The 24,153-nt window shown below is 36.7% G+C and carries 21 protein-coding genes; 11 read left to right on the forward strand and 10 right to left on the reverse strand.

The window, feature by feature from the left end:
* Positions 1–30: 30 nt before the first annotated feature.
* The 8 genes from A1704_RS21305 to A1704_RS21340 form a co-directional block, all read right to left on the reverse strand.
* Positions 31–1,284 carry an MATE family efflux transporter gene (locus A1704_RS21305; protein ID WP_062676018.1) on the reverse strand — a complete coding sequence of 418 codons (1,254 nt, stop codon included), beginning with the start codon at positions 1,282–1,284 and terminating at the stop codon, positions 31–33.
* Between the two features lie 5 nt (positions 1,285–1,289).
* The gene (locus A1704_RS21310) at positions 1,290–2,423 is read right to left on the reverse strand and encodes a glycosyltransferase (protein ID WP_062676019.1); all 1,134 of its coding nucleotides are present in this window, start codon (positions 2,421–2,423) and stop codon (positions 1,290–1,292) included.
* A 98-nt stretch (positions 2,424–2,521) separates the two neighbouring features.
* Positions 2,522–3,010 carry a hypothetical protein gene (locus tag A1704_RS21315; protein WP_062676020.1) on the reverse strand — a complete coding sequence of 163 codons (489 nt, stop codon included), beginning with the start codon at positions 3,008–3,010 and terminating at the stop codon, positions 2,522–2,524.
* A 108-nt stretch (positions 3,011–3,118) separates the two neighbouring features.
* Complete coding sequence (locus A1704_RS21320) at positions 3,119–4,255, reverse strand: hypothetical protein (protein WP_062676021.1); 1,137 nt, start codon at positions 4,253–4,255, stop codon at positions 3,119–3,121.
* 20 nt (positions 4,256–4,275) lie between these two features.
* Positions 4,276–5,061 (reverse strand): (Fe-S)-binding protein, encoded by a 786-nt coding sequence (locus tag A1704_RS21325; protein ID WP_062676022.1) that lies wholly within the window; start codon positions 5,059–5,061, stop codon positions 4,276–4,278.
* A gap of 79 nt (positions 5,062–5,140) precedes the next feature.
* Positions 5,141–6,478: a (Fe-S)-binding protein gene (locus A1704_RS21330; RefSeq protein ID WP_062676023.1), complete on the reverse strand. Its 1,338-nt coding sequence runs from the start codon at positions 6,476–6,478 to the stop codon at positions 5,141–5,143.
* Positions 6,479–6,486: 8 nt separating this feature from the next.
* Positions 6,487–7,437 carry an MlaD family protein gene (locus tag A1704_RS21335; RefSeq protein WP_062676024.1) on the reverse strand — a complete coding sequence of 317 codons (951 nt, stop codon included), beginning with the start codon at positions 7,435–7,437 and terminating at the stop codon, positions 6,487–6,489.
* Positions 7,438–7,565: 128 nt separating this feature from the next.
* Complete coding sequence (locus A1704_RS21340; protein ID WP_062676025.1) at positions 7,566–9,719, reverse strand: SurA N-terminal domain-containing protein; 2,154 nt, start codon at positions 9,717–9,719, stop codon at positions 7,566–7,568.
* 261 nt (positions 9,720–9,980) lie between these two features.
* On the opposite strand from A1704_RS21340, the gene lon reads away from it, so the two are divergent.
* Both lon and A1704_RS21350 read left to right on the forward strand, forming a co-directional pair.
* On the forward strand, positions 9,981–12,386 hold the full coding sequence (gene lon, locus A1704_RS21345; protein ID WP_062676026.1) for an endopeptidase La: 2,406 nt from the start codon (positions 9,981–9,983) through the stop codon (positions 12,384–12,386).
* Between the two features lie 202 nt (positions 12,387–12,588).
* Positions 12,589–13,701, forward strand: a complete 1,113-nt coding sequence (locus A1704_RS21350; protein WP_062676027.1) for an AI-2E family transporter — start codon at positions 12,589–12,591, stop codon at positions 13,699–13,701.
* Positions 13,702–13,799: 98 nt separating this feature from the next.
* Here the strand turns inward: A1704_RS21350 and A1704_RS21355 are convergent, their stop codons facing one another.
* On the reverse strand, positions 13,800–14,048 hold the full coding sequence (locus A1704_RS21355; protein ID WP_062676028.1) for a bacteriocin-like protein: 249 nt from the start codon (positions 14,046–14,048) through the stop codon (positions 13,800–13,802).
* Between the two features lie 153 nt (positions 14,049–14,201).
* On the opposite strand from A1704_RS21355, the gene A1704_RS21360 reads away from it, so the two are divergent.
* The gene (locus A1704_RS21360; protein WP_062676029.1) at positions 14,202–14,579 is read left to right on the forward strand and encodes a DoxX family protein; all 378 of its coding nucleotides are present in this window, start codon (positions 14,202–14,204) and stop codon (positions 14,577–14,579) included.
* A gap of 60 nt (positions 14,580–14,639) precedes the next feature.
* On the opposite strand, the gene A1704_RS21365 is transcribed toward A1704_RS21360, so the two are convergent.
* Positions 14,640–15,998, reverse strand: a complete 1,359-nt coding sequence (locus tag A1704_RS21365) for an acyl-CoA dehydrogenase family protein (protein WP_062676030.1) — start codon at positions 15,996–15,998, stop codon at positions 14,640–14,642.
* Positions 15,999–16,206: 208 nt separating this feature from the next.
* Between A1704_RS21365 and A1704_RS21370 the strand changes: the two genes are divergently transcribed.
* The 8 genes from A1704_RS21370 (at position 16,207) to A1704_RS21405 (ending at position 24,102) form a co-directional block, all read left to right on the forward strand.
* On the forward strand, positions 16,207–17,118 hold the full coding sequence (locus tag A1704_RS21370; RefSeq protein WP_062676031.1) for a DUF4349 domain-containing protein: 912 nt from the start codon (positions 16,207–16,209) through the stop codon (positions 17,116–17,118).
* Positions 17,119–17,273: 155 nt separating this feature from the next.
* Positions 17,274–18,143, forward strand: a complete 870-nt coding sequence (locus A1704_RS21375) for a TraB/GumN family protein (protein ID WP_065119713.1) — start codon at positions 17,274–17,276, stop codon at positions 18,141–18,143.
* Between the two features lie 99 nt (positions 18,144–18,242).
* Positions 18,243–18,677 (forward strand): RNA polymerase sigma factor, encoded by a 435-nt coding sequence (locus tag A1704_RS21380; RefSeq protein ID WP_394361698.1) that lies wholly within the window; start codon positions 18,243–18,245, stop codon positions 18,675–18,677.
* Positions 18,667–19,272, forward strand: coding sequence for a hypothetical protein (locus A1704_RS21385; protein ID WP_062676034.1), 606 nt, complete (start codon positions 18,667–18,669; stop codon positions 19,270–19,272). The genes A1704_RS21380 and A1704_RS21385 overlap by 11 nt, the downstream gene beginning before the upstream one ends.
* Before the next feature lie 206 nt (positions 19,273–19,478).
* Complete coding sequence (gene pgi, locus A1704_RS21390) at positions 19,479–21,119, forward strand: glucose-6-phosphate isomerase (RefSeq protein ID WP_062676035.1); 1,641 nt, start codon at positions 19,479–19,481, stop codon at positions 21,117–21,119.
* 47 nt (positions 21,120–21,166) lie between these two features.
* On the forward strand, positions 21,167–22,051 hold the full coding sequence (locus A1704_RS21395; protein WP_034692667.1) for a bifunctional 5,10-methylenetetrahydrofolate dehydrogenase/5,10-methenyltetrahydrofolate cyclohydrolase: 885 nt from the start codon (positions 21,167–21,169) through the stop codon (positions 22,049–22,051).
* Between the two features lie 7 nt (positions 22,052–22,058).
* Positions 22,059–22,688 carry a 7-carboxy-7-deazaguanine synthase QueE gene (locus A1704_RS21400; RefSeq protein ID WP_062676036.1) on the forward strand — a complete coding sequence of 210 codons (630 nt, stop codon included), beginning with the start codon at positions 22,059–22,061 and terminating at the stop codon, positions 22,686–22,688.
* A 43-nt stretch (positions 22,689–22,731) separates the two neighbouring features.
* Positions 22,732–24,102, forward strand: a complete 1,371-nt coding sequence (locus A1704_RS21405; protein WP_062676037.1) for an exopolysaccharide biosynthesis polyprenyl glycosylphosphotransferase — start codon at positions 22,732–22,734, stop codon at positions 24,100–24,102.
* Positions 24,103–24,153 lie beyond the last annotated feature (51 nt).

Here is a 24,153-nt window from a genome sequence, read left to right on the forward strand (position 1 = left end):
TGACTTTATTTAAGGGGAGCTATCAAGTAATTATTTCTTTAAAAATTTTTGCTTTAAAAGCTGTACTTCTTCTTTTGAAACCATATAGTCTCTAAAAATAAAGGGAGTAGAAGCATAAAATTTCCTGAACAACAGAAAAGCTGAAACAAAATAGGACGATGTTGTAGCAACACAAGCGCCTATAATTCCCCATTTTGGTATCGCAATGAAAGAAAATACGACGGTAACCACAAGACCTACAATTGATTTGACATTAAGAATTTTCAGTTCTCTCATTCCTGAAAAGTAATGTCCCACCATATCACTTACTGCAATGGCAAAAATTCCCGGCGATAAAAGAAGCATTATTTCCTTGGTATCTTTAAATTCTTTCCCGAAAATCAACTCGTAAACCTGAGAGGGTATGATCATGATTCCCAGCACAAAACCAATCATCAGAAAAAAAGTCAGCTTTAAAGATTCTTTGGTTTTCTTTATAGATTCTTCCCTACTTTTACTGTTCACTACATCTGAATATAAAATAACAGCAATACTGCGGGTAATGGTCCAGATCGCTTCTGAAAAAGTAACCCCGATGGAAAATATCCCTACACTCGCTAGACCTTCAAAATATTCTAAGAAATAAAACGAAAGCCTGTAATTCAAAAACTGAACAAACGCACTCAATTGAGTTTTCCAGCCATATTCAAACATATTTCTACCCACCTCTTTACAGAATGATATTTCAGAAATATTGCATTTTTTGATAATCTGAAAAAAACTAGTGAGGAAAAGAAGCGCCAGGCAGCCAATCTGTGCAAGAAAATACACAGTAACATCTTTCTTTCCAAACCCATATACCAATATTCCTATAAAGATAATATGGACCAACTGTTGTAAAACAGTATACACATTAAACTTTCTAATATTTTGCGTTCCAATAAACAAGCTGATATTGGTAGATAAGAGTGAAGAAAAAACAGATATTCCGATCAGATACAATAGATATTCGCCCTGAATAGAAGCTACACTGAATAAAAAAGGGATTAAAAGTCCAGTCAGGAGAGACCACAGATAGGCATACAATAAAACCTTTTCTATTCTGAATCTTGATGCGAAATAAGAAGCACTGCTTCCGGAAAAAATGCTGCTGAAAAAGCTTACTGCCGCTGCATTGGCCACCACAATAGAAATGGTCCCCTTACCCTCACTTCCCCACATATTCGTAGAATAGATCACCAGACCGAAACTGAGGATCAGAATCAGAAAACGTGAGACAAAGGTTTTAATGATAGTAAGCTGCATGATGATTATTGATCAATAGATTTTTTTACAAAATCAACGAAGGAATCTTTTATGAGTTCCCAATTATATTTTTCTTTAAATTCTTTTCGTGCATTGAGAGTATGTGATCGATACAGCTCCGGATTCCTGATATAATTGATGATAATATCCGAGATTGCTTCTGCATCATGAGGATCAACAAGACTTCCAAACGAAAGCTCTCCCATATGCTCCCTGATCCCTTTCAAATCTGAATAAATCACAGGCTTTCCTGCTCCCATAAAGTAAAACAGCTTTATCGGCAGAGAATGATTATTTTCAAAGTTAATTTCCCGAAGATCAAAACATAGATCCGCATCTTCAAATGCTTCTGTAAATGTTTCAAATCTTGTTGGTTTTCTGATCTCAATATCATCAAAAGAATATATCTTTAATAATGATGAAAAGTAGAGCTCATCGCTTTCCTGTACAGTTGAACCAATAATAAGAATCCTGATATGAAGTGCAGGCATTTTCTGACGAAGTCTATCTATTGCCTTGAAGAAATTTTCAATTCCTTTATCTTTAGAAATCTGTCCGGTATAGCAAAGTTTGATGACGTTCGGATTGAGTTGCTTTATGCTTTCCTTGATATAAAGAGAATCCGGATAATAAGGAACAATGATCTGTTTTTTAAATCCAAAAAAATAAACTAAAGGAAATTTTTTAGTGGTTTCACCAAAAATGAAATGAGTACTTAAAAATCCGGCATACAGCTGAATGAGTGAAAACTTTATGGCCTGAAAAATGGTAACCGGAAACCTGTACTTTTGAAGCATTGACATGGAAGGATACCATTCTGTAATATCATAGATACAGCTTATCCTGTGTTCTTTTACAAACTTCTTTACTGCCACAACAGCCAATGGTTCAGAACAGATGATACACTCAGGATGAAAAGAATTGCAAACTTTCCGGAAAGTTTCCATTTTCGTTTCTATACTTTCTTCCAGAATGGCAAAAGATTCTATTTCAATCCCATCAATACAACCTTTATACTCTGCATATAAACTGCATATTTTCACTTCATACCCATTATCTCTAAGAGCTTTTGCCTGATGATAAAAAATGCGGTCATCATTATAGCTGTGGGAAGTCGTTAAAAAAAGTACTTTAGGCATTAGTCACTGCTCGAATATATACAAATATACATTAAAACAAAAAAGTGGAAATATATTTTCCACTTTATGATTATTCTTTTGTATCAGCTTAACAGCTATTATTTTATAGAAGCCGCCCAGCTCTTCTCCAAAGGAAGAAGGAAGTGGCTTAAAAAGTCCAGATACGTATTTTTAGAGAAGTCAAAAACCTGAATATCTTCTGCAAGTTCTCCGTTTCTCAGCTTCGTTTTAAAGTCCATTAATTTTAACGTTTTCACTTCACCATTCTCCACAAAACTTGCTTTCATCCTATCGAAAAGGCCTAGCTGATATTCTTCGTCAATTTCTCTCATTACCTTTCCTAATGCATCAATGCTGCATCCTGAAGCCATTTCTTTTTCTTCATCCACACATACGATGATAAACTGATTCTTTTCAATTTTAAAAGAAGAAGAAAGTGGTTTTCCATGAGCAGCCCACGTTGCAAGGAAATCAAATAGTTTTTCAGTAATAGCTTTTGCTTCTTTTGTTTCAAAAGGTCTTGAAGCCGGGTATATAATGACTCTGTAGTCGTTGGTTTCTACAATATTAGATTCTTCGATTTTCATAATGTAAATATTTATTTTTCAAGAACATATCAAAAAAATAAATTCTGATCACTAACCAGAATATTAATTTAACGCTGATTGAATATCCTTATCATCTTAAATACAAAATTACGCAATTTTCTCGAGTTTAAGATCATTGTATTTTTTGCTCAGCACATAGAGCATCGTTAGGAAAAGTGGGAAGATAAAAGGGAAGAAGAACCTTAAAGCAGCCGACTGCGGAAAGAAAAAGAATTTGATATAGACATTCACCACAAAAAGAACTGCAATCGTTCTCACCCAGGAGTCTTTGGAACGCCAGAAGATCACTCCGATCATAATAGCCAACGATAAAGTTACTTTTTTAAAATAAATGATTTTAATATAAATAATACTCAGATAGTCTTTTAAACTGACATCAATAGGATGTGTAGAAATAATAGGTCTTCTGTCAATAAAAGTATCATAAAACAGATCTTTCCATCCGGGATAATGATAAAACTTAATGATGGCGAGATACATGGCAAGAAGTACGATTCCCTGTGCAATAAAAGAAATATCAATTTTCTTTTCCCGGAAATAATGGAAAAAGAAAACAGCCATAATATAAGTCAGGGTGAATGTAATATAATCTGGCCGAATAAAAGTAATACCGAATAAAAGTACAAACATTGCCCATTTGTTCCATTTTTTGAGTAACCCGATCATAAAAATCAGCATAAACTGAAAAATAAACATATCCGGTGTAGAAACCCTCGACATGTAAGTCATTGGTGGCAAAAGCATGGCGGCAATCGTTAATAGTATCGCAAGCCAGTATTTCTTTGGAAACAGGAGTTTCAGAATATAAAATAATAATATTCCTGAAAAAAAGTAAGAAATAAGACTGGTAAACAATACGGCCATTGGCGACGATAATCCAAGCTTATAAAAAAGGGTGATCATAAGAATATACCCTACTTTGATCTGAAAATAGGGTAATTGTTCTGTAAAAGATTGGGTGTTTTTTACGAAATACTGCCTGGGAATGTCCCATTGCTTTATTCCGATAATGTCTGTATAATGTTCTGCAGGAGCCTCTTTCTTGATTTCCTCATAGGTCAGGATTCGGACTTTATCCGGTGAGTCCGGAAATTCGGAAGTATACATACATCCCATATAGCCCGGCATATCCCAGTCATATACTCTGTTCTGATAATTCCAGAATGTAAGAAGAGCAAGTATCGAAATGATAAACAAAAAGGAGAGTCTCCATTTCAGCTTCATAAACCTGTATAAGATGTCAATTATAAGTCTTCTGCTTCAGCAAGAAGTTCAACGATATCTTTTACGGCAACCTCTGTATTTTTGTTAAAGTGTTTTACACCATCCGTCATCATGGTATTGCAGAAAGGGCATCCTGTAGCAATTACCTTAGGCTCAAAAGATAAAGCTTCTTCTGTTCTTTCAATATTGATGTCTTTCTTTCCTTTTTCAGGTTCTTTAAACATCTGTGCGCCTCCTGCTCCACAACAAAGACCATTGGTTTTGCAACGCTTCATTTCTACAAGTTCAGCATCCAGCTTTTCAAGAAGCATTCTTGGCGCTTCATATTCGTCGTTGGCACGTCCCAGATAACATGGATCATGGAAGGTAATTTTTTTCCCTCTGAATGCACCTCCTTCAATCTTCAGTCTTCCTTCTTCCATTAAGGTTTTAAGGAACTGGGTATGGTGTACTACTTCAAAGTGCCCGCCAAGGCTTGGATATTCATTTTTCAGAGTATTGAAACAGTGTGGACAAGCTGTTACGATTTTCTTTACTTCGTAAGCATTTAACACTTCGATATTGGTAAGCGCCATCATCTGGAAAACGAATTCGTTTCCTGCTCTTTTCGCAGGATCTCCTGTACAACTTTCTTCCTGTCCAAGAACAGCAAATTCAACTCCTATTTTATTTAATATCTTGCAAAATGCTTTTGTAATTTTTTTAGCACGGTCATCAAAACTTCCCGCACATCCAACCCAGAATAAAACTTCTGGTGCTTTTCCTTCGGCAGCATATTCTGCCATTGTTTTTATAGTGAAATCCATTCTAAATCAAATTTATCAATATACAAATGTAACAGTTTACCAATGATTGTTACATCGTTACATTATTTACATTGTTACATTAATTTTCGTTTGCCCAGTTCAGACGGTCAGCCTGATTGTACTGCCAAGGGGCAGCATTGTTTTCCACGTTTGTCATCATCAGATTCAGTTCCTGTGGAGCAGCTGACTGTTCCATCACCAGGAATCTTCTCATTTCAAAAATAATGGAAAGCGGGTCAAGCAATACCGGACAAGCTTCTGTACATGCATTACATGTGGTACAAGCCCAAAGTTCTTCTTTCGTGATATAATCGTTCAACAGTTTTTTACCGTCATCTACGAATTTTCCGTTTTTATCAATGTTTCTTCCCACTTCTTCCAATCGGTCTCTGGTCTTCATCAGGATCAATCTCGGAGAAAGTTTTTTACCGGTAATATTAGCCGGGCAAACGGAAGTACAACGTCCACATTCTGTACACGAATAGGCATTCAGCAATTGTACCTGGTTCAGATCAAAAATATCTTCTGCCCCAAATTTGGAAGGTACATCAGCTTCTGCGCCTTCAGCCGGAGCAGCATATGGATCTGCATTAGGATCCATCATTAATTTGATCTCCTTTGTTACAGACTCAAGGTTATTGAACTTTCCTTTTTTATCAAGGTTTGCATACCATGTACTTGGAAACGCCAGGATAATATGCAAATGTTTTGAGTAATAAAGATAGTTCATAAAGAAAAGAATACCTACAAAGTGGAACCACCATGCTCCTTTCTCTGTGAACATCAAAAACCCGCTGTCAAAGTTGAAGATTTCCAAGAACGGCACAAATGTCATCTCACTGATCGGGAAGCTTCCATGTACTGGTAAAACTCCTCTTGACTGCAAAATAAAATCTGAGGCATTCATTTTAAAGAAAGCCATCATCAGGGCAAATTCGATGATAAGAATCCAGTTGGCATCTTCTTTCGGCCATCCGAAAAGCTCCTTCATTGTTAATCTTTTAACCCCGTAAAAGTTTCTTCTAATGAAAAATATAACCACACCTATTACAACCAGAAGTGCAAGCACTTCTAATGTAGCTGTAAAGAAGCTATAGAATCCGTGTCCCAAAACCGAGGCCAGAAAACGGTGAGTACCAAACAGTCCATCAACAATTATTTCAATGAGTTCTATATTAATGATGATAAAACCAACATAGACAAAAATGTGTAAAATTCCTGCGATAGGACGTTTTACCATCTTACTCTGTCCCATAGCCACATTGGCCATGATACTCCAGCGTTCAGATTTTCTGTCACTTCTATTGATTTCACGACCCAGCCTGATATTTCTGTAGATCTTCTGCAGGCTTTTGGCAAACAGCCCGAACCCGGCTACTAATAAAATCAGGAAAATAATGTTATCGATGTACTGCATAAGGCGTATTAGTCTTTGTTATTTTTACCGAAAACCGAGAAGTTGATATATCTCTTCGGATTCGCTTTCATATCTTCGATTAATGTATTCAGATTGGAAGAAGCTGAATTCAGGTTGTTGTACAGTTGATCGTCCTTCATCAGTTTACCTAAACTTCCTTCTCCTTTATCAATACCTCCAATCACCTGATTCAATTTTCCTACTGTAGCATCTAAACTTGCAATGGTAGCATTCAACTGTTTAGTGTCGATACTTTCTGCAAGATGTCCGTATTTATCCAATGTAACTTTTCCACTTTGCATAGTAAGGCTTGCATCATCCAGCACCTTTTGCAGTTTTGGATCATTGTGTCCTACAAGCGTATTTACACTTCCTGCTGTGGATTGTAATGCTCCTACTGTTTTATTAAGGTTGGCTAGTAAAGCTTTAATTTCGGCTCTGTTCTGAGCATCAAAAACCTGATTGGCATTCGCCATTAAAGAGTCTACTCTATGTAAAACCACCTGTAGCTGATCTTTTACCGGACCTACCTGCGAAGAAAGACTTCCCAGCGTTCCCAGCTTGAAAGCACCTTTTAAAGTGTCACCGTCTTTTGCAGTCGGCCCACCATACATAAGGTTTACTCTCATTTCTTTACCAGACATTAATCCCGGCTCAAAGATCTCCAATGATGAGTTTTTTGAAAATTCGAATTTATTGTCGACGGTAACTTTTACGACAAAATTAATTTTTCCATCTTTTGAGGTGATAGGAATAATTTTATCTACCTGCCCTACTTTCAGACCATTAATAGAAACTGCCGCAGACTGCGCCAGACCTTCTACATTGTCATATTTTGCGTAAAATATATTGTCGGTAGTAAAAAGGCTTTTCCCTTTCATAAACTGAAACAACACCACAAAGCCTACGATAGCTAGAAGTGCAATCACACCAGCTTTTAATTCTTTACTGAACTTCACTTGCTAATTTTTTTCTAATAAGCAAATATAATACATTTTAAATAAATCTTTTCCTTTATTATTCTGCCATAAATACAAAAAAAGCGACAAAAAATTTTGCCGCTTTTTATATCATTGAAATGAATTTCTTATTGTTGCTGATTCCCCAGCTTGTTCCAGATCTCGATTCTGTAATCTTCGATATCTGCATTATCCTGAAGACTCTTCATCCAGGCCTGTCCGAACATTCCAGCACTTCTCTGAGTAAGAGATTCTGTAAATTGCTTTAGATCTCCAGGCTGCTTGTTTACAGTTTCTGATTTTTTGATCAGAACATAAACTCCTGTTCCACCTTCAACCGGGTTAGAAAGTTTACCTTTTGCAACACCGAACGCTGCACCGGCAACTTTAGGTTCCATAGCCCCTGCTACAGAAGGATTCAACAGATTCACCTGAGCTGATTGTTTTGGAGCTGCAAATAATTTGGCAATCTGATCTAAGCTTGAAGCTTTTGCTGCTGCAATTTTATCAGAGATTTGTTTTGCTGCCAGTTTATTTTTAACGATAACTTCAATCTGATCTCTTACAGATTCAGGATCTGCAAGACCTGCTTCCTGTTTTCCGTTCAGATATACTACAATTTTATCACCTGTTCCGTCTACTGTAAATAATTCAGTATCTCCTTTTTCTCTTTTCTTATCAAAAGCCCAGGTAAGGATATCAGCATCTTTTTCAGTACCTAAGCCCTGAAGCTGACCTTCAAATCTTTTTGCTGCTTTTGGATTGGAGAATTGGTAGTTTCCTTTTTTAGCAATGTTCACAAAATCGTTGAAAGATTTTCCTTGAACCTGCTGAATGAATTTTCTTGAGTTTTTATCTGTTTCAGCTTCAGTAGCATCTGAAGGTTTGATTGCTTTCACAAGGTTAGCAACTTTATACCCCATTGATCCTGATTTCTTATCTTCAATATTGATGATATGGTAACCGAATTGTGTTTCTACTACCCCTGTAGCTCCTTTAGGATTGTTTGCAAGATAAGCAAGGAATTCAGGAACGAAAGGTGTTTCCGGTGTTGTCCATCCAAGGCTACCTCCCTGAGCTGCAGAATTCGGATCGCTTGAAAGCTTAAGGAATTCTGTAAATTTAGCAGGAGTTGCTTTTACGATTGCACCAATTGAGTCTGCCAATTTCTTAGCCTGCTCTTTGGTTCTCGTTACCCCTTCACCTGCAGGGCTTCCTTTGAATGCAATTAGGATATGTCTGGATAAAGTAGAATCTGAAGGTCTTTTTCCTACCAATTTAGAGACTACGTATACATCTTGTTCTTTATAAGGACCAAAAGTCTGACCTACCGCTGCTGCTGTGATCTGATCTTTGATTGTTGGAGGCAATTGTGCAGGATTCAGATACTGAGGATTGAATGGTGCATCAGAATTTGCTGCAACAAACATAGAATCGTTTTTAGTATTCTGGAAGTTTTCAGTTCCTCCACTTGCATCCGTACCTCCTGAATATAATTTTGTAATTTCTTTCAGGGCTGCTGCATCATCTGCTGCACTAGGTTTAGATGGGAAAAATACAATACCGATATTTCTGCTTGGCTCAGCTTTGAACATTACAGGGTGCTTCTTGATGTAATCAGCAAGATCCTGTGTGGTAACATTGATCTTTGTTTTTTGAAGATAAGCTGCGTAATCTACTTTTACAAAGTCGATATCTGCAAGCTGATCTCTTTGCTTCATCAATTCTTCAGCTTCTTTCTTACCTGTAGTAATCCCTGCTGAAAGATTAGTAAACACCTGTCTTGCCATTAGTCTGTACTCGATTGTCTTTCTCGTTTTCAACCATTGTGCATATCCCTGAGGATTGGTGTTTTGTAATGTTTCAATTTCTTTTTTAAGCTCTTGAGTTTTAAAGTTACCTTTCTCATCAAAGAACTGTTGATTCTGAGCAAACATCTGATCGTACTGGATTTGATTCCAGAAATAATCATCAGTCATTTCAAAGCCCAGTTTCTCAAACTGTTGTTTGATAAGTTTAGATTGTACAAGTAACTGCCACGCCTGCTCTTCAAGACCGTTTTTCGGACGACCTTGCTGTTCAGCCTGCTGCTGCAACACGAAAAGCTGATCATTGAACTCTTCGCGGGTGATTTTCTCACCGTTTACTTTTCCTAAAACGTCAGGATTCTTACCAAAAACCTTGTCGATACTATCGGGGTTTACCAGGAACGCCAAAAGCGCTAAGGCTATTACTCCCATTAAAAGCCAAGGCTTACTCCTAATCTGTCCTAAAATTGCCATTTTATAAATTATAGTTTTTTATCAGTTTGCGAAAATACACATTTTTAAGAAATTACAGAAACAGAACTGCTTTATTTTGATTTTTAATGCAAAGTTTATCTAAAAAAGGAAATTTTGACCGTATTTTTAAGTAAAAAACAAATGGCATAAGTATTGTGCATTTTTAAAACATTATAATATGCCGCACGTTTTCAGAGTATATTATATAAAAATCCCTTTAACGATAAAAAACGAAAATGACAATTTGTCATTCGATTGACTATGACAGAATTTGAAGATATTAGTTTAGAAGAAATGATCAGTGACGGATTTGATATCGTAACTGAAGAAATCAATCTTTCCGATTTCGCAGAGACTGATAAAAATTCCGAACAGAAAATATTCCCTATACTTCCCGTAAGAAATATGGTCATGTTCCCTAATGTGGTAATTCCTATTACTGCGGGGAGAAAAACCTCTATACAGCTTCTTGAAGAGGCACAGAAAAACGGGGATTTTATTGGAATTGTAAGCCAGAAAAATTCGGATCTGGAACAACCTTCCGAAAAAGATATATATACTACCGGAACACTGGCAAAGATTATTAAGATCATTAAGCTTCCCGAAGGCAATATTACTGCTATTACCAAAGGGTTTCACAGATTTAAGATTAAAAAAATCGTTGATAATCAACCATATTTTAAAGCTGAAATATCAAAATTAAAAGATACCCAGCCTAAAGACCGGGAAGAGTATGAAGCATTGCTGGAAAACATCAAGGATCTTGCCTTAAAGATCATTGAACTGGATCCTAATATTCCTAATGCCGCCAACTTTGCGATTAAAAATATTAACAATAATGATGATCTTCTGAATTTCATCTGCACCAATGCTAATTTCTCTTCGATTGCAAAACAAAAACTGCTTGAAGAGAAAAGTCTTATGACAAGAGCCAACCAGTGCTACGAGTTGATGCATGAGGATTTCAGAAAACTGGAACTGAGAAATCAGATTCATCAGAAAACTTCAAAAGATTTAGATAAGCAACAGAGAGAATATTTCCTGAATCAGCAAATCAGAACAATCCAGGAAGAACTGGGCGGTGGACCTGAAAGTGATGTGGAAGACCTTATTGCTAAAGCTAAAACAAAAAAATGGAGTCAGGAGGTAGAAGACCATTTCCAGAAGGAAATCGGCAGACTGCAGCGTCAGAATCCTAATTCTCCGGACTATAACGTACAGAGAAACTATCTGGATTTCTTTACAGATCTACCTTGGGAAACTTATACAAAAGATATTTTTGATATTGCAAAAGCTGAAAAAGTACTTGACAAAGCGCACTTCGGACTGGAAGATATTAAGAAAAGAATCCTGGAGCACATGGCTGTTTTAAAATTAAAAAACAACATGAAGTCTCCTATCCTATTATTGGTAGGGCCTCCGGGGGTGGGTAAAACTTCTTTAGGAAAATCTATTGCGGATGCTTTAGGGAGAAAATATGTAAGACTATCATTGGGAGGACTTCATGACGAAAGTGAAATCCGCGGACATAGAAAAACGTATATCGGTGCTATGGCGGGAAGAATTTTACAGTCCATCAAAAAATCCGGTACTTCAAATCCGGTAATTGTTCTTGATGAGATTGATAAAATCGGACAGGGACTTCATGGGGACCCGAGCTCAGCACTCCTAGAAGTTCTTGACCCAGAGCAAAATAAGTCTTTCTATGATAATTTCCTGGAGATGGGTTATGACCTTTCAAAAGTAATGTTCATTGCTACTGCCAACTCACTTTCAACCATACAGACTCCTCTTTTAGACAGAACCGAAATTATTCAGATTGCCGGCTATACTTTGGAGGAAAAGATTGAGATTGCCAAAAGACATTTGATCAAAAAACAACAGGAAGAAAATGGTCTGGATGCAAAATCATTCAAACTTGGAAATGCAGAACTCAAACATATTATAGAAGCTCATACTTCAGAAAGCGGAGTGAGAACTCTGGAAAAAAGAATTGCAGCCATTGGAAGATGGGTAGCGCTACAGACTGCTTTGATAAAAGATTATGATCCAAAAATCTCAGTGGAAAAAGTAGATGAAATTCTTGGGGTTCCAAGACCTAAAAGCTTATCTGAAATCACTGGAGTTCCGGGTGTGGTAACTGGTCTTGCATGGACAAGTGTAGGTGGAGATATCCTTTATATTGAAAGTATTTTAAGCAATGGTAAAGGGGCATTAACGATGACTGGAAACCTGGGAACGGTAATGAAGGAATCTGCTACTATTGCTTTGGAATATATTAAAGCTAAGCATGATGAACTGGGTATTCCTCAGGAAGACATTGAAAAGAAAAACATCCACGTACATGTTCCTGAAGGAGCAACGCCTAAAGATGGACCGTCTGCTGGTATTGCTATGCTGACATCCATGGTTTCTTCATTTAAAAACAAGAAAGTAAAACCCCACCTGGCAATGACCGGGGAGATTACATTAAGAGGGAAAGTACTACCTGTAGGAGGAATCAAAGAAAAGCTTCTTGCAGCAACAAGAGCAGGAATCAAAGATGTTATTCTTTGTGAGGCCAACAGAAAAGATGTGGAGGAAATCAAAAAAGATTATCTGAAAAATCTGAGAGTACACTACGTCAACAGAATGGAGGAAGTCATTGACATCGCCATTGAAGAATAAAATAACTTACAACATATTAACTTCTCAATAAAGAAACACGCTCAGATATCCGGAGCGTGTTTCTTTTTATAAAAAAGCGTACAATTTTATCGGCTGGAATAAAATTTGCAACAACAGAAGAAAATCCCGGAGAGTTGAATAAAAAATTTTTCAATTCGGAAAGGTTTTCTTATTTTTATTCCACACCGCATATTTTTAGATTATGAATTTTCTTAGACTTCCTTTCCTTGTCAAGCTTACCCTCGTGGTGGTTTCCATCATTGGACTTGGCTATCTTCTGGCATTGGGACAGAGTATTTTAGCTCCGTTTTTCCTGGCATTCCTGATGGCAATGCTGTTTTTACCTGCAGCCACTTTTATGGAAAGAAAGTTAAGATTTCCAAGATCTATGTCTACCATGACTTCAGTATTTATTATGCTGATGATTTTAGGTGGTATCATTTATTTCTTTACCAATCAGCTGTCTGACTTCAGTAAGGATCTTCCACACCTCAAGGAACAGTTTACGACTGTTTTTAACAGCCTTCAGCATTGGGTTTCCAAAACATTTAATGTGAAAGTGGATGAACAGGTGGATTATATTAACCAGGGATTAACTAAACTGCTATCTTCTTCGGGAGTCATTTTAGGATTTACTTTTGGAATATTTTCAACCGGATTCGGATTTATTATATTTTTCACCCTGTTTTTCATCTTTATTTTAAATTACAGAAGACTTTTAAACAATTTTATCGTTACAGTTTTCAATGAAAGACATAAAGCAAGTGTACAGGAAGCTGTAAACGAAATTAGAATCATGACCAAGAAGTATATCTTCGGGCTTTTCCTTCAGGTGATTATTGTATCTGTTCTTACTTCCACGCTCCTTACCATTCTGGGAGTGAAATATGCTATCCTTTTAGGAGTTCTCACAGGATTATTAAACGTTATTCCGTATCTGGGAATTTTTATTTCTCTTCTCATTTCCTGTTTTATAGCGTTTGCTACTTCTACGCCTTCAACCTGTATTTATGTTGCCTTAGGGTATATTGCCATTCATGCTGTAGATGGAAATATTGTCCTACCATTTGTGGTGGGCTCTAAAGTAAAGATCAACGCTCTATTTTCTTTTATTGGAATCCTTTTAGGAGAACATCTTTGGGGAATTGCAGGAATGTTCCTGTGCATTCCAGCGATTGCGATTATAAAAATTATCTGTGAAAGAGTAGACGATCTAAAACCTTGGGGAAGATTGCTAGGAGAAGAGCCCAAACCTCATAAGAAGAAAAAAAGCTACAAAATTTCCAAGAATATCACTTTGAAGGAAATGGACTAGAATATGAGTAATGAGTAATAAGCAATGGGTACTCATTGGTATACTCGTAACTTTAAATAAAAAGACTGCCTTTTTCGAGACAGTCTTTTTTATATTATTTATGGAAGAGCGCACAAAGGGCTCATTCCATTTGGACACGTTTCCGTACAAAGAATATAAGATTGGCTGTCAGGACAATATCCATAAGAAGGTCCACTAGGATCTCCACCCGGGCCGCCTAAACAAGGATCACCTGGTGGAATTTTACAAGGACATCCTATAGGTCCTATATCACATTTTCCAACACCTCCGCCTCCTTGGATTTCTCTCAAATCCGTACGGTTTAATTTTTTAAGATTTTTCAACATAATAGTATTAGTTTAGTTTGAATATCAAATATAAACAATGAAATTGTCCAAAACACAACATTAACCTATCATTAACATTAATTATACATTTTTTATAAAAATACAATCAAAGAATCCTATTTTTATTTTACATTTGGTATAAAATCACCAAACATGAAAACAGTAAAATTCATTTTATGTTTACTTTTCGGGCTTATGTTTATTAATGCCGGATTAAACAAGTTTTTTAATTATATGCCCATGGAGAAACCTACTCCAGAACAAATGAAACTTTTCGCTGCTTTTGGAGAAATCAGCTGGCTGATGCCATTAGTGGGCATTGTAGAAGTTATTGGCGGGTTATTATTTATTTTCCCAAAAACAAGAGCATTAGGTGCCATTGTTATTTTACCTGTCATGGTAGGAATTGTCACGCATGTTTTCACAATGGATAAATCTCCTATGGGAATGGGTATTGCCGGAGTAATGTTTCTGATCAATCTTTGGGTGATTATTGACAACAAGGAAAAATATAAACATTTAGTTTCATAAGGCGGCAGATGATAGGTTGCAGGTTGCAGCACCTACAACCTATTACCTGCTACCTGTCACCTATACGAAAGCACTGAAACCTGTTATCGATCGTCCTACGATGAGCGAGTTGATTTCTTTTGTTCCTTCGTAAGAATAAATGGCTTCTGCATCGGCAACAAACCGGGCCACATCGTACTCAAGCAGAATTCCGTTTCCTCCCATTACTTCTCTTGCTCTGGAAACAATGTCTCTTGTTCTGAGAGTACAGAAAACTTTGGCTAAAGAAGCATGTTCATCTTTTAAAATTCCTTCATCCTGCATTTCAGACAGTCTGAAAACCATCGTCTGCATGGCAGTGAGATTAGACAACATTTCCACCAGATGTCCCTGAATCATTTGGAATGAGGCAATAGGTCTTCCAAACTGTTCTCTTTTTCGGGTATAATCCAAAGCACTTTCGTAAGCTCCGCGTGCACAACCTGTGGCCATCCATGCTACTCCAGCTCTTGTCATTCTCAGTACTTTTCCTGTATCTTTAAAGGAATTGGCATTCTGCAGACGGTTTTCTTCGGTAACGAGACAGTCTTTTAAGGTAATCAATCCGTTCTGAACAATTCTTAACGCCATTTTTCCTTTGATCTTTTCTACGGAATATCCCGGATTATCTTTTTCTACAATAAACCCTTTCACTTCTCCGCTATCAAGATCTCTTGCCCAGATAATGATCAGATCAGCGAAAGTAGCATTTCCAATCCATTTTTTCTGACCATTAAGAATCCAGCCTTCAGGTGTTTTTTTACAGGTTACCGTAAGTCCGCCTGCTGCTCCTGACCCAACTTCCGGCTCCGTAAGCCCGAAAGCCCCTATTTTTTCAAATTTCTGCATCTGCGGAAGCCATTTTTGCTTCTGCTCTTCAGATCCGCAAATATAGATAGAGCCCATTGCCAGTCCGGATTGTACTCCGAAAAAAGTGGCAATAGAAGCATCTACTCTTGCCATCTCCATGGCAATAACACCTTCCATCAGGAAAGGCATTCCCGGACAGCCATAGCCTTCATAAGTAACCCCGCAGATATCCAGTTTTTGAAATTTTGGGATCAGCTCAAAAGGAAATTCATCTCTGAGCCAGTAATGATTGACCAGAGGCTTGACTTCTTTTTCCATGAACGCTCTTACTTTAAGCTGAATTTCACGCTGTTCAGGAGTAAGAGTATGGTAGATATCATAAAAGTCTCCATCAATGGGAGGAAGTTCTTTCTTTTTCTTTTCGGGATCGAGCATTTTCATAAGCCCGGAAAGCTGTTTATCATCCAGTTTTGAGAAATTATGCATCAGTTTTGGCAAATCCACTTTTTGAGAAATGGCGCTCAGCTGATCAAAATCTATAGATGTGAATAATCCTATTGCGTTTCTGATTTTGGAAAAAGTATTTGACATAGTGATAGATTGTAGTTTTGGTTTGTAAAAGATAAGCAAAAACTGCTCCGAAAGCAATGGCTGAAGCTCAAGTTTATTTTACAAAATACTATATTTCAATTCATTAAAACCGAAAATTTTATTTACAAGGTTTTTACTTTTGATTTTCAAGTGTTACAAAAGATCCTGACTGAACTTTGACTCAAGCAAAACAACAAAAATCAGCGCTATGAAAACCACTTACATTAAATTATCTCTGTCAGCTATACTTTTATTAGGAAGTTATTCATGTAAAAAAGGAGAAGTAGCTTCAACAGACCTTGAAGCATATGCTACAACAGATTCTGCTACTGCTATTGTTTCCGACAGTATTTCATCCGTTGCAGAAATGAAAGTAAAAGACAAACTGTTCATCAAAACAGCTGATGTGAACATGGAAGTAAAAGATGTGTATAATGCAACGATTGCTATTGAAAAATCGGTTCAGGAGCTTGGAGGATTTGTTACCAATAGTAATCTTCAAAGTAACGTTGTTTCTGAAAACACCTACAACACATCCAATGAAAAGGCGATGATGGTTAAAAAATACCAGACAGAGAACAGAATGCAGGTACGTATTCCAACGGAAAAACTGGGAGAATTATTGACAGCGATCAATACCAATAAATTATTTCTTAATTCAAGATCCATCAATGCTGAGGATGTTACGGCCAACATCAAGTATTCTGAACTGGAAGGAAAGAGAAATCAAAAAACTTCTGAGAACATCAGTAAGCTGAAAACAAATAAAGATAAAGTAACGCTGGATGATGAGAATATGTCTGAAGGAAATCTTCAAAAGCTTTCCAGCATGAACATGACGGATGATCTGAAATACAGCACGATTGACATTTACATCAAAGAGCCTCAGTTGCGTATTGCAGAAATTGCTGTCACCAACACTACAAGTATTGATAATAAGTATAAATACAATTTCATCTATGATGCTAAAGATGGCTTTGTATACGGTTTTTATCTGATTCAGAGAATTATTGTGGGGCTTATCAATGTATGGCCACTCCTAGTAATTGCTGCTGCAATCCTCTATTTTTTAAGAAAAAGAAAAATTTCAAAACCTGAATATCCAAAAAACCCGGAATAAAAAACCATCCTAACCAATTGGTTATCATCATAATTTTAGATTTTACAGCCTCCTGTTTTCAGGAGGTTTTTATTTTTTTTGAAAAAAACTGTAACGATTGTAATGCCTGCTTTACCTACTGTTTAAAAGAACAGAAAATCAAAAAAATTAATACAATGAGAAATTTAATAAAACTTGGATTCGCAGCATTACTGTCATTGAATTTCATAACAGCCAACGCACAAAGTAAAAACAAAGACAACAGCCTGCTTTGGGAAATATCCGGCAACGGACTTTCGAAGCCTTCTTATATTACCGGAACTTTTCATATCTTATGCAGTAAAGATTTTGAGATCAAATCTAAGGTATTGAAAGCGCTTGAGAAATCTGACAACTTTGTTATGGAAATCAATTATACAGATCCCGCTGAAATGATGTCATTACAGAAAATGTTTAAAGCAGATAAAAAAATATCGGATCAGCTTTCTCCCGAAGAAGCTAAAGAGCTGAATACTGTTCTTGCCAATTACGGAACGGATCTGAAAAGTATAGATTCTTCAAGCCCTCAGGCATTGTATGCTCTTCTTTCTACCAAAGCAATCCCCTGCCCTCAGACGGAAGTAAAGCTTTACGAAATGGAACTTCTTCAGAAAGCAATAAAAGATAAAAAAAGCATCAAAGGACTTGAAAAAGTGGAAGATCAGATGAAATCAATCAATGAAGCGTATGATCTGAAAAGCACTATTGCTCAACTGAAAATGGACAAGGAATATCAAATATTATTCAGAAAGATGATTGAAGCTTTTAAAAATGAAAATGTACAATCTCTTTACAGTCTTTTTAAGGATGAAAGATTCATGAATGCCCGACAGGAAAAAGCCATGCTGACCAACAGAAATCAAAATTGGGTAAAAGTAATGCCGGACATGATGAAAAAAGAAAGTTCTTTCTTTGCCGTTGGAGGCTCTCATCTTATGGGTGAAAACGGAATTATTCCTCTTCTACAGGCAAAAGGCTACAAGGTAAAACCTGTATCAAGCTTATAATTATAACCAAACCATGAAACGATTGTGAGCAATCCAACTGAAACCGCTTTTTTAAAGCTCGTCAACCAGCACAAGGGCATTTTATATAAAGCTTCAAGGATCTATGCAGATTCCGTAGAAGACCGGGAAGACCTGCAGCAGGAAATCCTAATCCAGCTTTGGAAGTCCTACCAGAATTTCAAAGGCAATAGTGAGTTTTCTACATGGATGTACCGGGTTGCCATCAATACTGCAATTACCTATTTAAAAAAGGAAAAGCAAAGATCTAATAATCACACAGATGCTCCTTCGCACTTTGAAGTTCAGCAGGAAGATTATAATCCCACCAAAGACAGGCAGCTGGAAATTTTCTACAGGGCCGTTCAGGAACTGAACTCTCTGGAAAAAGCCGTCATATTTTATTTCATGGAAGGGATGTCTCACAAAGAAATAGGGAATAATTTAGGACTTAGTGAAGGCAACGCGCGAGTAAAACTCAATAGAACAAAAGAAAAAATACAGCAAATCATAAAAAAATCAGGTTATGAATTTTGATCAATTAAAAGAACAGTGGAATAAAGAAGACAGCGATGTCCATATTCCTGATACCATAAAGCAATTAAAGGAAAGCAAACACCCTATAGAAAAAATCCAGAAAAACATGAAGAAAGAATTTCCTATGCAGATTCTGGCCATCATTCTGATCGCTTTTTTCCCTTTACAGTTTAAATTCCCTCATTCACAGTACATTATTTATTATGTATCCTATACGATGATGGTGGTTATCTCTTCATACTATCTGCTAGGATTTTATAAATTCTACAAGCAGACAGAACTTTATACCGGAAACACTAAAAACAGTCTTTGGAAAATATATCATGAACTTCGTCTGAATATGGAAAGATATCAGTCTTTCGGATTTTTATTACTTCCACATTTACTTATTACTATTGGACTGGTTATCTACAATACGATGAAAGAGCAGGGAAAGTCTTTACCAGAACTTTCTGCTTCTCATCAACAGGGATTAATCATTGCAGTACTGATAGGAACGTTAGGGTTTATAACCAGCATTGTTCTATGGACAAAATACATCTATGGAGGAAGCGCAAAACAATTGGAAAACATTCTGAACGAAATGGATGAATAGTATTGAAAACTCCTACCACAAAACACATTTTACAAAACCTCCGACCTGTTCTGGGGTTTTGTTTTTTAAAAAAATGTTATTTATCGTCTTCAAATTTATCAGAGGTTTTATTTTTCCGTAAATTTGCAAATCAGAAATAAATCATTATGGATTATGACCTATTCTCATCCGATATATGATCTTCTGATTGATAAAAATTCTGTAATATGCTATCAAAAATAAATCCAACACAAACTAGCAGCTGGAAAGCACTTGACGAACACTTCGGTGGAAATGACTTTGATCTTAGAACTCTTTTCCAGTATAACCCGAACCGTTTTAATGAGTTTTCTCTACAAAAGGACAATTATCTTTTTGATTATTCTAAAAATTTAATCGATTCAAGAACAAAGAATCTTTTACTACAACTTGCTGAAGAAAGCCAGTTAAAAGATGCTATTTCCAAAATGTTCTCAGGAGATAAAATCAATGAAACAGAAGGGAGAGCTGTTCTTCATACCGCCTTAAGAGATTTCTCCGACCGTGAAATTATCGTAGATGGAGAAAATATCAAACCACAGATCAAGAGAGTTCTTGAGCATATGAAATCTTTTTCTGAGAAGATTATTTCAGGAGAACATAAAGGTTTCAGCAGAAAAGAGATTACAGATGTAGTCAACATCGGAATCGGAGGATCAGATTTAGGTCCTGTTATGGTTTGTTCAGCTTTAAAGCATTTTAAAACAAGATTAAACGCTCACTTTGTTTCCAACGTGGACGGAAATCATATCGCAGAAGTAGTAAAAGATTTAAATCCTGAAACTACTTTATTCATCATTGCTTCCAAGACATTTACGACTCAGGAAACAATGACGAATGCCAATTCAGCTAAAGACTGGTTTCTGAAAGCAGGAAAACAGGAAGATGTAGCAAAACATTTCGTTGCTTTATCTACTAATATTGAAGAAGTTAAGAAGTTTGGAATCGCAGAAGAAAATATTTTTGAATTCTGGGACTGGGTAGGCGGAAGATATTCTCTTTGGAGTGCTATCGGATTAAGTATTGTACTTTCTGTAGGATATGAAAACTTTGAGCAGCTTTTAAGAGGTGCTTTTGATACAGACCAACACTTCCAGACAGCAGAATTCTCGGAAAATGTTCCCGTATTAATGGGACTTTTAGGAATCTGGTACCGTAATTTTTATGCAGCAACCACTTATGCCATCTTACCTTATTCTCAATATCTGGACAGATTTGCAGCGTATCTTCAGCAGGGAGATATGGAAAGTAATGGAAAGTGTGTAGACAGAAATGGTGAATTCGTAGAATATGAAACGGGACCGATCATCTGGGGAGAACCTGGAACCAATGGACAACATGCATTCTATCAGTTAATCCATCAGGGAACAGAATTGATTCCGGCAGATTTTATTGCCTATGCAAAAAGCCCGAACCATGTTTCTGATCACCAAGATAAATTATTAGCGAACTTTTTTGCTCAGACTGAGGCACTTGCCTTCGGAAAACTGGAAGAAGAAGTGGAAGAAGAGCTTAGAAATTCCGGAAAATCTGATGAAGAAATAGACAGACTGATCAATTTCAAAGTCTTCCATGGAAACACCCCAACTAACTCCATATTATTCAAGGAATTAACTCCTTTCTCATTAGGTCAATTGATCGCCCTTTACGAACACAAAATTTTCGTTCAGGGTGTCATCTGGAATATTTTCAGCTTTGACCAGTTTGGGGTAGAATTAGGAAAAGTATTAGCCAATAAAATCCTTCCTGAGCTTGAAAATAATGAAGCAATAAGCTCTCATGACAGCTCTACCAACGGATTGATCAATTACTATAAAGAAAATAAATAGTAAGTAAAAAGAAAGTAAAAGTAAATCTATAAAGTAAAAAAGTAAAAATGGCAGAAATTCTTGACGGACTTAAAGTATCCAAGGAAATTAAAGCGGAGATCAAGGTAGAAGTAGAAAAGATTCTCGCAAGCAAAAGAAGAGCTCCGCATTTGGTAGCTATTCTTGTAGGAAATAACGGAGCTAGCAAGGCCTATGTAAACTCTAAAGTGAAAGACTGTGAGGAAGTAGGATTTCAATCCAGCTTAATCAAGTTTCCAAGCACTGTTTCTGAATCTGAACTATTGGAAAAAATTGACGAGCTTAATAAGTCTAAAGCGGTAGACGGATTTATCGTTCAGCTGCCTTTACCAGATCAGATTGATCAGGAAAAGATCATCAATGCTATTGACCCTAGAAAAGATGTGGATGGTTTCCACCCGGAAAACTTCGGTAAAATGGCTCTTGAAATGGATACTTTCTTACCGGCAACTCCTTTCGGGATCTTAACTTTATTGGAAAGATATAATATTGAAACGAAAGGAAAAGACTGTGTCATTATCGGAAGAAGTAAAATTGTAGGAAGACCAATGAGTATTTTGATGGGAAGAAAAGATTTCCCTGGAAACTCTACTGTTACCCTTACACACTCATACACGAAAGACATCGAAGAATATACAAGAAAAGCAGACATCGTCATTACCGCTTTGGGAGATCCACATTTCTTAAAAGGAGATATGATCAAGGAAGGAGCAGTAATTGTTGACGTGGGTATTACAAGAGTAGATAATGACTCTCCAAAAGGATATTACCTTGCAGGTGATGTAGATTTTGACAGCTGTGCTGCCAAAGCAAGCTGGATCACTCCCGTACCTGGAGGAGTAGGCCCAATGACAAGAGCGATGCTGATGAAAAACACCATCATTGCTTACAAAACTTCGGTCTATAACGACTAATTTTAAAATGAATAAAGAAGAAGATATTTTATTAAAAGAAGGTAAAATGCTCCCTGTGATGGAGCATTTTTACACTTTACAGGGAGAAGGGGCACATACCGGAAAAGCCGCATACTTTATCAGGCTGGGAGGTTGTGATGTAGGATGTCACTGGTGTGATGTAAAAGAAAGCTGGGATCCGGAACTCCACCCTTTGATGAATGCAGAAGAAATTGCAGAAACAGCTGCCAGACACTGTAAAACAATTGTATTGACCGGCGGTGAACCTTTAATGTGGAATTTAGATATCCTGACCTCCAAACTGAAAGAATTGGGATGTACAGTGCACATCGAAACGTCAGGAGCGTATCCTGTGAGCGGGCAGCTGGATTGGATTACTCTCTCCCCTAAGAAAACAGGACTTCCTAAGGAGGAGATCTATCAAAAGGCCAATGAGCTTAAAGTGATTATTTTCAACCAGCATGATTTTACTTTTGCTCAGGAACAAGCTGCAAAAGTTTCTGAAAACTGTAAGCTTTATCTTCAGAGTGAATGGAGCAAAAGAAACGACATGTATCCCAAGATCACAGATTTCATTCTGGAAAACCCTGAATGGCAGGCTTCTGTTCAGACGCACAAATATCTGAATATCCCGTAAAAAAGTGTAAATTAGCCGGGCTTATTCGCTATAATACCGATAGATGCAGAGAATTCGATACTCTAGATACCTGAAATCAATCATTATGTTGCTTGACCTCATGGTTATTGCATCTATCTTCATATTCTTTTTTATAAGCAGAAATGAAAGTTTAAAATACAATAAAGAAACCTGGTATCAGAATAGTTTTTCTCTGGTTCTGTTGTTTTTGTTCTGGGTACTATTAAGTGGTAGGACAAAAATATACAATATTCCGAGAAACCTTACTTATACCTTGTTTCTTGAACGCCTTCTGATCCATTTCCTGTTTTTTATACTGGGAGTGCTGCTTATAGGAAAGGTAAGTAAGAATGTATTTTTCAATTCGGATATTTACTGGCTTTCCCTTTACCTTTTTATTGCCATCTTTCTTGCAAAATCATTAGTATATTTTGCAATCAAATATTTACGGTCTCTTGGTGCCAATTACAGGAATGTCATGTTTTTAGGAGACAACCATTCCACAGAAATTTTGAAGAATATCTTTACAGACCGTAAAGATTATGGATACAGAATATTTGAATACGAACATACCGGGGTGAAGATCAGTGAACTGGTAGATTTCTGGAAAAAGAACGGAATCCACACCTTATTTTTATCGATGGAAAACTCCTATGACGAAGCAATGGAAAATGAAATTTTCAGACTGGCCGAAGATCATAAGATTCACATTTCGCTGATTCCAAGTATCACCCAAAGTGATTTTTTCCTTTATGACCTTGGCTATATACAGACCCAGCCCGTCCTTAATCAGGCCAGATATCCATTAGATTATTTTTCTAATTTCCTGATGAAAAGGACATTTGATATTTTCTTTTCTGTTATTATATTCGTCTTCATCTGCTTGTGGGTATTTCCAATCATTGCTATTTTAATCAAAACAACTTCCAAAGGTCCAGTATTTTTCATTCAGAAGAGATACGGTTTTCATGAAGAGGTTTTTAATTGTATTAAATTCAGAACAATGGTTGTCAATGATGAATCTACCACCAAAACCACCTCTGTCAATGATTCCAGAATTACCAGAGTGGGTAAGTTTTTAAGAAAAACCAGTCTTGATGAACTTCCTCAATTCATCAATGTGCTGAGAGGAGAAATGTCTGTGGTAGGCCCGCGTCCTCACATGCTGGCTGTCGACAATTATTACAAACCTAAAATCGGCAGATACAGTCTGAGAAGTATGGTAAGTCCTGGTATTACCGGACTAGCACAAGTAAATGGACTGCGTGGTGACTTCGGAGATGTGGAAGTAGAAATGAAAAAAAGAGTTCTGGCAGATGCTTTCTATGTAAGAAACTGGAGTTTCGTACTTGATCTGGTTATTATTTTAAAAACCGTTTTATTGGTGATTGGAGGAGATAAAAATGCAAAATGAAGAACGGAATAACAAAAATATTGAAATAATTTTAACACAAAACCAAGCTTT

Origin of the sequence: Chryseobacterium cucumeris (assembly GCF_001593385.1) — a bacterium.
In the GTDB taxonomy this organism is placed as follows: Bacteria; Bacteroidota; Bacteroidia; order Flavobacteriales; family Weeksellaceae; genus Chryseobacterium; species Chryseobacterium cucumeris.

Coding starts and splice junctions, on each gene's coding strand:
- A1704_RS21355 (WP_062676028.1), bottom strand. CDS start 14,048: ATGTTGAAAAATCTTAAAAAATTAAACCGTACGGATTTGAGAGAAATC.
- A1704_RS21395 (WP_034692667.1), top strand. CDS start 21,167: ATGGCAGAAATTCTTGACGGACTTAAAGTATCCAAGGAAATTAAAGCG.
- A1704_RS21405 (WP_062676037.1), top strand. CDS start 22,732: ATGCAGAGAATTCGATACTCTAGATACCTGAAATCAATCATTATGTTG.
- A1704_RS21365 (WP_062676030.1), bottom strand. CDS start 15,998: ATGTCAAATACTTTTTCCAAAATCAGAAACGCAATAGGATTATTCACA.
- lon (WP_062676026.1), top strand. CDS start 9,981: ATGACAGAATTTGAAGATATTAGTTTAGAAGAAATGATCAGTGACGGA.
- A1704_RS21310 (WP_062676019.1), bottom strand. CDS start 2,423: ATGCCTAAAGTACTTTTTTTAACGACTTCCCACAGCTATAATGATGAC.
- A1704_RS21325 (WP_062676022.1), bottom strand. CDS start 5,061: ATGGATTTCACTATAAAAACAATGGCAGAATATGCTGCCGAAGGAAAA.
- A1704_RS21305 (WP_062676018.1), bottom strand. CDS start 1,284: ATGCAGCTTACTATCATTAAAACCTTTGTCTCACGTTTTCTGATTCTG.
- A1704_RS21370 (WP_062676031.1), top strand. CDS start 16,207: ATGAAAACCACTTACATTAAATTATCTCTGTCAGCTATACTTTTATTA.
- A1704_RS21320 (WP_062676021.1), bottom strand. CDS start 4,255: ATGAAGCTGAAATGGAGACTCTCCTTTTTGTTTATCATTTCGATACTT.
- A1704_RS21400 (WP_062676036.1), top strand. CDS start 22,059: ATGAATAAAGAAGAAGATATTTTATTAAAAGAAGGTAAAATGCTCCCT.
- A1704_RS21330 (WP_062676023.1), bottom strand. CDS start 6,478: ATGCAGTACATCGATAACATTATTTTCCTGATTTTATTAGTAGCCGGG.
- A1704_RS21385 (WP_062676034.1), top strand. CDS start 18,667: ATGAATTTTGATCAATTAAAAGAACAGTGGAATAAAGAAGACAGCGAT.
- A1704_RS21350 (WP_062676027.1), top strand. CDS start 12,589: ATGAATTTTCTTAGACTTCCTTTCCTTGTCAAGCTTACCCTCGTGGTG.
- pgi (WP_062676035.1), top strand. CDS start 19,479: ATGCTATCAAAAATAAATCCAACACAAACTAGCAGCTGGAAAGCACTT.
- A1704_RS21315 (WP_062676020.1), bottom strand. CDS start 3,010: ATGAAAATCGAAGAATCTAATATTGTAGAAACCAACGACTACAGAGTC.
- A1704_RS21360 (WP_062676029.1), top strand. CDS start 14,202: ATGAAAACAGTAAAATTCATTTTATGTTTACTTTTCGGGCTTATGTTT.
- A1704_RS21375 (WP_065119713.1), top strand. CDS start 17,274: ATGAGAAATTTAATAAAACTTGGATTCGCAGCATTACTGTCATTGAAT.
- A1704_RS21340 (WP_062676025.1), bottom strand. CDS start 9,719: ATGGCAATTTTAGGACAGATTAGGAGTAAGCCTTGGCTTTTAATGGGA.